The sequence below is a fragment of the Streptomyces sp. MB09-01 genome (assembly GCF_033794505.1).
In the GTDB taxonomy this organism is placed as follows: domain Bacteria; phylum Actinomycetota; class Actinomycetes; order Streptomycetales; family Streptomycetaceae; genus Streptomyces.
In genome coordinates, this window is sequence record NZ_JARAYQ010000307.1 from 1 (window position 1) to 8,639 (window position 8,639).

Here is an 8,639-nt window from a genome sequence, read left to right on the forward strand (position 1 = left end):
GGTGTGGAGGGTGGTGAGTTCGGGGCCGGGGGTGGTGCCCAGGGCATTGGCGAGGGTGCGGCGGATGCGTTCGTATGCGGCCAGGGCGTCGGCGGGGCGGCCGGCGGCGCGTAGGGCGCGGAGCTGCTGGGCGCGCAGAGGTTCGTCGTACGGGGACGCCTGGATCAGCGCCTCGATCTCCGGCAGGAGTGCGGCCGGGGCGGTGGCGCCGCTGCGCAGGTCCGCCTCGATGCGGTCGCGGAGGGCGGCGGAGCGGCGGGCCTCGGGGCCGGCGGCGTGACCCGTGCGGGCCGGTTCGGGGAGGTCGGCCAGGGCGGGCCCGCGCCAGAGGGAGAGGGCGGCGCGAAGGGTGCGGGCGGCGGCGGCCGGGTCGGTGGCCAGCTCCCGGCCGCCCTGGACCGCCAGCCGGCTGAACCGGTGCAGGTCTATGTCGTCCGGGGCGGCGGCCAGGCGGTAGCCGCCGGCGGGGTCGGCGGTGATGGTGTCCCGGCCGCCGAGCGCGCGGCGCAGCCGGGCGACGAGGGCTTGGAGGGCGGCGGGCGCGTCCTGGGGCGGGGCCTCGCCCCAGACGTCGTCGACGAGTTCGGCGACGGAGGTCCGGCGGCCCGCGCGCAGGGCGAGGGCGGCGAGGAGCGCGCGCAGGCGGGCGCCGCCCGTCGGGAGCGGGGCGCCGGTCTCGTCGCGCGCCTCGGTGACGCCGAGGATGAGATACCGCACCCGCCAATTCTGCCCCGCGGCCGGACTCAGGTGATCGAAGTGTCTCCGTTCGCCTCCAGCAGGGTGCGCAGGGCCTCGGCGACCGTGGCGCAGGTGGCGGGGTCGAGCGGGGCGAGCAGCTCGGCGTAGCGGCTGAGGTGATCGGTGATCAGGGACTCGGTGAGCTCGAGGCTCTGCTCCGTGAGGCGGATGCGGACCGAGCGGCGGTCCTGTCCGTCCCGGACCCGCTCGACCAGGCCCTTGGCCTCCATGCGGTCGATGCGGTTGGTGATCGCGCCCGAGGTCACCATGGCGGCCGGGATGAGGGCGCCGGCGGTGAGCGCGTACGGGGGGCCGGACCGGCGGAGGGTGAAGAGGATGTCGAGCTCGCCCACCTCGAGGTCCCGTTCGGCCGCGAAGGCCTTGAGGTGCCGGTCGATGATCCGGTTCATCCGCTGGACGCGGGCCAGCACCTCGACGGGCCACAGGCCGGCCGCCAGCTCGGGGCGCTCGTCCGCCCACTGGCCGACGATCGCGTCCACTGCGTCGCTCATGTCGCGTCCTCATCCTCGTGCGTCTTCGTGTCTCGTCCGCGCCCCCTCGAAGGGTATCTCAACGTTGAGACACTTGACGTTGAGAGGACTGCCCTGTTTTTATCTCAACATTGAGATTCTGAACCTTGAGATGGATCGGAGTGGGCGTCCACCATGAGCACGAGCACGCACACGACCACAAGCACGCGTACGACCCCCGCCGACCGGTCCGGCCCCGGCCCGGTCCCCGTCCTGTGGCTGGCGCTGCTGGCCACGCCCGTCGCCGCCGCAGCCAACGCACCCGTCCTGATCCTTCCCGACATGGCCGGCTCCCTCGGGGTGGGCACCTCGACCGCCGCCTGGCTCGTCGCCGCCTTCGCCTGGGCCATGGCCGTCTCCATCCCCCTGCTGGCCGGCCTGCTGCGCCGCCGCGGCCTGGCGCCGGTGCTCCGGCTGTCCAGCGCCCTCCTCCTCGGCGGAACGCTCCTCGTCGCCGCGTCCCCCTGGCTTCCGGTGACCCTCCTCGGGCGGGCCGCGCAGGCCGCCGGCGGCGCCGGCCTGGTGGCGGCCGCGATGAGCCTGGCCGGCTCGGCCCGCCGCATGGGCGTCATCAGCGCGGGCTTCGGCATGCTCGGGGCGACCGGCCCGCTGCTCGGCGCCCAGCTCTCGCACGCCGTGTCGTGGCGGCTCTCGCTCTCGGTGTCCCTGGTCTCGCTGCTGGCGGTGCCCGCGGTGAGCAAATACGCGAAGGCCCCGGCATCCGCCCCGCAGGGCCGGTTCGACGCACGCGGCGCCGCGCTGCTGACGGTGCTGGCCACCGCCCTGGTCCTGCTGCCCCACGCCCCCGCCGTCGCCCTCGGCTCCGCGGCCCTCGCCGCCGCGCTGCTCGCGCTCCACGTACGACGGCGCCCCGAGGGCTTCGTCCCGGCCGCGCTGATCCGCAGGCCCCTCTTCCTCGGCTCCGCCCTCCTGGCGCTCGCGCTGTCGACCTCGTACTTCACGCTGCTGTTCGCCGTGCCCCGGCTGATCTCGGACCGCGCGGGCTGGGACACCGGCGCGGCCGGCGCCGGTCAGCTCGTGGCGCTGCTCACCGGCTCCGCGCTCTCCTGGCTGCTGGCGGCGGGCTCGGCGCGCATGGGACGGGTGGCCGTACGCACGGTGCTGGTGGGGATCGGCGCCCTGGCGGCGCTGACCGCGGTCTTCGCGAGCCACGGGCCGCTGCTGCTGCTCGCCACCCTGGGCGGCGTTTTCGGCGCGACCGGCGCCAACGCCGTGCTGTCGACGCACGCCGCGTCGAGCGTCCCCGACGCCCAGCGCCCCACGGCCATCGGCCTGTTCACCCTCTGCTACCAGCTCGGCGGCGCCTTCGGCCCGGCCATCGCGACCGCCCTGGTGCTCGGCTCCTGAACCACGCCGGCCGGGCCGAGGCCTCGGGCCGGCGGCATCACGAAAGCGCCGGACGGTGCACCGGAACCCCCTCCGGCACCGCCCGTCGTCGCGCCGTCGAGGTCCCCGTCCAGCAGGTGCCGCGGCGGGCCAGCAGCCGGCGCAGCCACAGCTCCATCGAGACGAGTTCCGCCAGCCCGTCCAGCGGGACCGGCCGGCCGTCCGCCGCGTCGAGCAGGGCCTGGCGCACCACCCGGGCCTCGATCAGGCCCGCGTCCGCGAGCAGCGGGGAGGCGAAGAGCGACAGCAGCTCGTCCAGGGCGGCGCGCAGCCCCAGCCGGGTCGCCGTCTCGTTCGGGGTGTGGGCCGTGGCGCCCCAGCCCGGCGGGAGCTCGCGCACTCCGGCCGAGGCCAGGACGCTGCGCAGGATCTCCGCCCGGGCCCCGGGCTGGACGCGCAGGGACTCGGGCAGGGCGCGGGCTGCCCGTACGACCTGGTTGTCCAGGAAAGGGGCGTGCAGGCGCTGGCTGCGGACCTCCACGGCCTGTTCGAACACCCGGTGGTCGGCGGCGTGCCGGGCCAGCAACGAACGGGCCCGGGCCTCCCCGGGCCGCAGCGACAGCGGCGGCCGGCCGGCCGCGGCCGTCAGCCGGATCGATACTTCCGCCAGGGCCTCGCCCGTGAGCCAGCCGGCCGCCGGGCCGGGCCGGGACCAGGTCAGGGCGGCGAGGGAAGCGTCCACCGGACCGGAGGCGCGCTCGGTGACCCCGCCCTCGCGGAGCCGGGCCGCGGCGGCTTCCATGCCCGCGCGGTACGTCGTACGGGCGAGTCTGCGGGCCGCCGAGTACACGGTGAGCGGCACCAGCAGCGACTCCCCGGAGGCTCCGGAGGCGGAGGCGGAACGGGCCAGCGCCGCCACCGGGCGCAGCAGGTGGCGCCGGCGACGGTCCATCAGGAGGTCGGCCATGCGGGCCGGGTGGGCGTCGAGGACCTGGCGGGCGCCGTGGCCGGTGAAGTGGTCGGCCGAGCCGGCGGCCAGTCTTCGCCGCTCCCGGGCGGCGAAGACGAGGGAGGGGCCGGGTTCGTCGGTGAGCGGGCCGTCGAGTTCGGCGTACGGGAGGGCTTCCCCGGCGGCGGCCACCACCACGTGGTGCAGGCGCGGGTCGGCGGCGATGGCCCGGGCCCGTTCCAGTTCGGCCTCGCGCCCCTGCGGGGTGGCCAGGTCGTTGAAGGTGACCGCGAGCAGCCGGGCCCCGGCGGGGCTCAGCAGGGTGCCCGGGGCCCCCGGCAGACCGGCCGCCAGCAGGGCGAGGGTCGCGGAGGCGCTGCCGCCGGAGAGGTCGGCGCCCACGCCGGGGGCCGGGGCGCCGCGGGCCGCGCGCCGGTCGGCGGGGCCCATTCCGGGCACGGGGCCGGGATCGTACGGCGGCAGCGTCTCGGGAGCATGCCGCGGTGCCGTGAGCCGGGCGCGCACCGCGTCCACCAACGCTTCCCGTACGCCCTCCACCGCGCGCCCGGCATCGGCCTCCGGGGCGGCCACCGCGAGCGAGGCGACCTGTTCGTAGCCGGTGATCTCGCGGGAGCCCTCGCGCAGGATGAGCGCGTGCCCGGGCGGGATGCGCCGCACCCCGGCGTACGGTGTGCCGTCGCCCAGTGCCTCCGGGCTGTCGGGGCAGGCCAGCAGGGCGGCGAGATGGCCGATGTCGAGCTGCGCCTCGATGAGGTCGGCGAGCGGGAGGGCGGCGGTGGCGTACGCCGTGCCGCTCGCCCAGGGGGTGTAGAAGACGGGGCGCGCGCCGGCGAGGTCGCCGACGACGGTGATCCGGCGGCCGGCCTGCACGACGGCGGTGTAGCTGCCGGACCACTGGGTGAGGTGGCGCAGGGCTCCGCCGCGGGCGGCGTAGAGGGCCCGCCTCAACTCGGCGTCGGTCGCGCCGCAGCAGCCGAGGACGGCGAGCCGGGTGAAGGGGTCGGCGGGGTCCGCGGTGACCGTGCGGATCTCGTCGGGGCGCCAGTCGCCGACGGCCCAGAGGGGGTCGGGGTCGCCCCAGAGGAGCTGTGCGCCCACGGGGTGGACGGTGCGTTCGGCGTCCGCGCCGGGGTCGTCGGCGTGGGCCGCGTCCGCGAGGCCGCCGCGCAGCGGTGCGCCTGGGTCGCCGTAGCCGCCCTGGCCGTAGCCGCCCTGGCCGGAGGCGTGCCCCGAGCCGTGGCCGGCCACCCGGCCGGCCGTGCCGAAGCTCGCGGCGATACTGCTCCAACCCACCAACCAGCGCACCGCCGCCTCCCCAGCCTGTGGGCACATGACCGGGGCACGGGCAGCACGGTCAGCGCTGAGGGCGCGGCCGGCGGGACCCCGGATGGCTCGGGTCCATGCTGCCACGGGACAGGCGTGCGAGAGTGGTTAAAGGGGGCGCACATGCAAACGAACACGCCCCGGCCACGCGGTATTTGGCGTTCCGTTCCCACCGTCCCATAGGTCGCTTTGAGCCATTCTTCGGCCGCTGGAAGAGCCGTTCCGGGCCGCCGGAGCCCGGTGCGCGGGCGCGGTCCGGGAGGCGGAATCCGCCCCCCGGACCGTTCCGCCACCCGCGGGGATTGAGGTAGCGGCATCCCCCGGCCCGCCCGATCCGCGCAGCGGGCCGACCCACGCACCGCACATCGAATCGCCGGGCCCCCGGACCGGCCAGAGCGCACGGGCGGGCGCACGGCCACACGGACGGAGCACGCGATGACACGTGCGCCCCGGCAGCGGGCCCGGACCGGACTGTGCAAACGGACAACAATCCCGCCATACGGAAGTAAGGGCCTTAACGCTTGGGAGGCGGGGAACTACGCTGGGTTTACGAAATGCCGGGCGCCTATGCCCCGGCGGCGTATGCGTTCCGCGTGTGACGAGGGGTGGCGCATGTCCAGGGAGCTCCGCGAGCCCAATGAGAAGCTCGGCGCCGTCCTCGCCCTCGCGGGCATCAGCAACGCCGGGCTGGCCCGGCGCGTCAACGACCTCGGCGCACAGCGCGGCCTGACGCTTCGGTACGACAAGACGTCGGTGGCCCGGTGGGTGTCGAAGGGGATGGTGCCGCAGGGCGCCGCCCCGCATCTGATCGCCGCCGCCATCGGGGCGAAACTCGGGCGGCCGGTGCCGCTGCACGAGATCGGGCTGGCGGACGCGGACCCCGCGCCCGAGGTCGGCCTGGCCTTCCCGCGCGACGTGGGCGCGGCGGTGCGCTCGGCCACCGACCTCTACCGGCTCGACCTCGCCGGGCGGCGCGGCGGTGGCGGGATCTGGCAGTCGCTCGCGGGCTCCTTCTCGGTGGCGGCGTACGCGACGCCCGCCTCGCGTTGGCTGATATCTCCCGCCGACGGCTCGGTGGCGCGGGAACCGGCGGGTTCGGACCCCGGCCCGGCGGCCCACGGCCCCGTCGCGCACGGCCCCGTCGCGCACGGCCCGGCGGCCCACGGCCCCGCGGCGCAGGGACCCGTCACTGCTGCCACCCCCTCGGCTCAAGACGCGGCGACGCACGGGACGCCGGCCTCGGCACCGGCGCACGAGGCGGCGGGGGCGCCAGGTCCCAGGCCCTCCCCGGAAGGCCGCACGACGGGACCGGCGACCGGCCCGATGGCAGGCCCGGCGTCGGGCCCGCCGTCCACCGTTGTGCCCGCGCAGCCCGGCGCCGAAACGCCGCGCGACCACGGGCAGCGCGTGGGCCACAGCGATGTGACCAAGCTGCGCGAGGCCGCCGAGGACGCGCGCCGCTGGGACTCCAAGTACGGCGGCGGGGACTGGCGTTCGTCGATGGTGCCCGAGTGCCTGCGGGTGGACGCGGCGCCGCTGCTGCTCGGCTCCTACACCGACGAGGTGGGCCGCGCCCTGTTCGGCGCGACCGCCGAACTGACCCGGCTGGCCGGGTGGATGGCCTTCGACACCGGCCAGCAGGAGGCCGCCCAGCGCTACTACATCCAGGCACTGCGGCTCGCCCGCGCGGCTGCGGACGTACCGCTCGGCGGCTACGTGCTGGCCTCGATGTCGCTGCAGGCGACCTACCGGGACTTCCCGGATGAGGGCGTGGACCTCGCTCAGGCGGCCGTGGAGCGCAACCGCGGCCTGGCCACCGCCCGGACCATGAGCTTCTTCCGGCTGGTCGAGGCACGGGCGCACGCGAAGGCGGGCGATTCGACGGCCGCCGGAGCGGCTCTGCGGGCGGCGGAGGGCTGGCTGGAGCGGTCCCGGGAAGGCGATCCGGATCCGACCTGGCTGGGTTTCTACTCGTACGACCGTTTCGCGGCGGATGCGGCAGAATGCTACCGGGACCTCAAACTCCCGCGGCAGGTACGGCGCTTCACCGAGCAGGCGCTGTCCCGACCCACCGAGGAGTACGTCCGCTCGCACGGGCTGCGGCTGGTGGTGAGCGCGGTCGCCGAGCTGGAGTCGGGCAATCTCGACGCGGCCTGCGCGGCGGGCACCCGGGCGGTGGAGGTGGCGGGCAGGATCTCCTCGGCGCGGACGACCGAATACGTACGGGACCTGCTGCACCGGCTGGAACCGTACGGTGACGAGCCGCGCGTCGCGGAGCTGCGCGAGCGGGCCCGGCCGCTGCTGGTGACGCCGGCGTAGGACCTGATCCGGAAGGCACGGAGGCGGGCCCGGGACCCGCGTGGCCTCGTTGTCGGTGCCGGGGTGCAGTATGCAGGGGTGGGAGGTGTCAGCGTGGGCGGCGGCGTGGGCGTGGACTGCGATGTGCTGGTGATCGGCGGCGGGATCGTCGGTCTGTCGACGGCGCACGCCTTGTCGAGCCTGGCTCCGGGGACGAAGGTGGTCGTCCTGGAGAAGGAACCGGGCCCGGCCCGGCACCAGACCGGGCGCAACAGCGGCGTGATCCACAGCGGGATCTACTACCGCCCGGGATCGCTGAAGGCGCGCTTCGCGGTGAGGGGCGCCGCCGAGATGGTCAAGTTCTGCGCGGAGCACGGGATTCCGCACGAGGTGACGGGCAAGCTGATCGTCGCCACGGAGCGGGAGGAGCTGCCGCGGCTGCACGCCCTGGTCCAGCGCGGCCGGGAGAACGGCATCCCGGTGCGCGAGCTGGGCCCGGCGCAGATCACCGAGTACGAGCCGGAGGTCCGGGGCCTGGCCGCGATCCACGTCGGCAGCACCGGGATCGTCGACTACGGCCGGGTGAGCGCCCAGCTCGCGGATTCCTCGGGCGCGGAGATCGTCTACGGCGGCGCGGTCGACCTGATCTCCCGCCGCGCGTCGGCCGTCGCGGTCCGCACCACGTCGGGGCTGGTGGTCCGGGCGCGGGTGCTCGTGAACTGCGCGGGCCTGCAGTGCGACCGGATCGCCCGCCTGGCCGGGGACGACCCGGGCATGCGGATCATCCCCTTCCGGGGCGAGTACTACGACCTGGCTCGTCCGGACCTGGTCCGCGGGCTGGTCTACCCGGTGCCCGACCCGGCGTTCCCCTTCCTCGGGGTCCACCTCACCCGGGGCATCGGCGGCGGGGTCCACGTAGGGCCCAACGCCGTGCCCGCGCTGGCCCGCGAGGGCTACGACTGGTCGACGGTGCGGCCCCGCGACATCGCGGACGAGCTCGCCTGGCCGGGATCCTGGCGGATGGCCGCACGGCACTGGCGGTACGGGACGGGCGAGATCCACCGCTCGCTGTCGAAGCAGGCCTTCACCCGGGCGGTACGGCGCCTGCTGCCGTCCGTCACCGCGGCGGACCTCCGGCCGGCGGCGGCCGGGGTCCGGGCGCAGGCCGTCCTGCGGGACGGCACGCTGGTGGACGACTTCCTGATCCGCGACGCCCCGCGGACGGTCCACGTGCTGAACGCGCCCTCGCCCGCGGCGACCGCCTCGCTCCCGATCGGCCGGGAGATCGCCTCCCGAGCCCTTCGAACCCTCGGCTCGGCCTGAGCGGTGCCGGGGCCGGGCCGGGGCCGGGCCGGGGCCTGTCCTTTATACACATTTCCCAGCCACCGAGAAGGGCAAAAAAAACAATTCTGTACTTCTGTTTGAAAAAAAAA

6 protein-coding genes are annotated in these 8,639 nt (G+C 75.7%); 3 read left to right on the forward strand and 3 right to left on the reverse strand.

The annotated features are described in order from the left end of the window. Together PV721_RS37775 and PV721_RS37780 are read right to left on the reverse strand one after the other, a co-directional pair. Nucleotides 1-717 (reverse strand): AfsR/SARP family transcriptional regulator (locus PV721_RS37775; protein WP_319732528.1); only part of this gene is annotated, 717 nt, incomplete at its 3' end. Nucleotides 718-743: 26 nt separating this feature from the next. After that, the gene (locus PV721_RS37780) at nucleotides 744-1,250 is read right to left on the reverse strand and encodes a MarR family winged helix-turn-helix transcriptional regulator (protein ID WP_319732530.1); all 507 of its coding nucleotides are present in this window, start codon (nucleotides 1,248-1,250) and stop codon (nucleotides 744-746) included. 153 nt (nucleotides 1,251-1,403) lie between these two features. Here PV721_RS37780 and PV721_RS37785 point away from each other — a divergent pair, with 153 nt between their 5' ends. Next, the gene (locus PV721_RS37785) at nucleotides 1,404-2,636 is read left to right on the forward strand and encodes an MFS transporter (RefSeq protein ID WP_319732532.1); all 1,233 of its coding nucleotides are present in this window, start codon (nucleotides 1,404-1,406) and stop codon (nucleotides 2,634-2,636) included. A gap of 37 nt (nucleotides 2,637-2,673) precedes the next feature. Here the strand turns inward: PV721_RS37785 and PV721_RS37790 are convergent, their stop codons facing one another. After that, nucleotides 2,674-4,890: an asparagine synthase-related protein gene (locus tag PV721_RS37790; protein ID WP_319732534.1), complete on the reverse strand. Its 2,217-nt coding sequence runs from the start codon at nucleotides 4,888-4,890 to the stop codon at nucleotides 2,674-2,676. A 630-nt stretch (nucleotides 4,891-5,520) separates the two neighbouring features. Here PV721_RS37790 and PV721_RS37795 point away from each other — a divergent pair. Together PV721_RS37795 and lhgO are read left to right on the forward strand one after the other, a co-directional pair. Further along, nucleotides 5,521-7,227, forward strand: coding sequence for a sporulation protein (locus PV721_RS37795; RefSeq protein WP_319732536.1), 1,707 nt, complete (start codon nucleotides 5,521-5,523; stop codon nucleotides 7,225-7,227). A gap of 63 nt (nucleotides 7,228-7,290) precedes the next feature. Continuing rightward, nucleotides 7,291-8,529, forward strand: a complete 1,239-nt coding sequence (lhgO, locus tag PV721_RS37800; protein WP_319732538.1) for an L-2-hydroxyglutarate oxidase — start codon at nucleotides 7,291-7,293, stop codon at nucleotides 8,527-8,529. Nucleotides 8,530-8,639 lie beyond the last annotated feature (110 nt).

Excerpts from the sequence above, each read along its gene's own strand:
- PV721_RS37780 (WP_319732530.1), bottom strand. The coding sequence starts at position 1,250 with ATGAGCGACGCAGTGGACGCGATCGTCGGCCAGTGGGCGGACGAGCGC.
- PV721_RS37785 (WP_319732532.1), top strand. The coding sequence starts at position 1,404 with ATGAGCACGAGCACGCACACGACCACAAGCACGCGTACGACCCCCGCC.
- PV721_RS37795 (WP_319732536.1), top strand. The coding sequence starts at position 5,521 with ATGTCCAGGGAGCTCCGCGAGCCCAATGAGAAGCTCGGCGCCGTCCTC.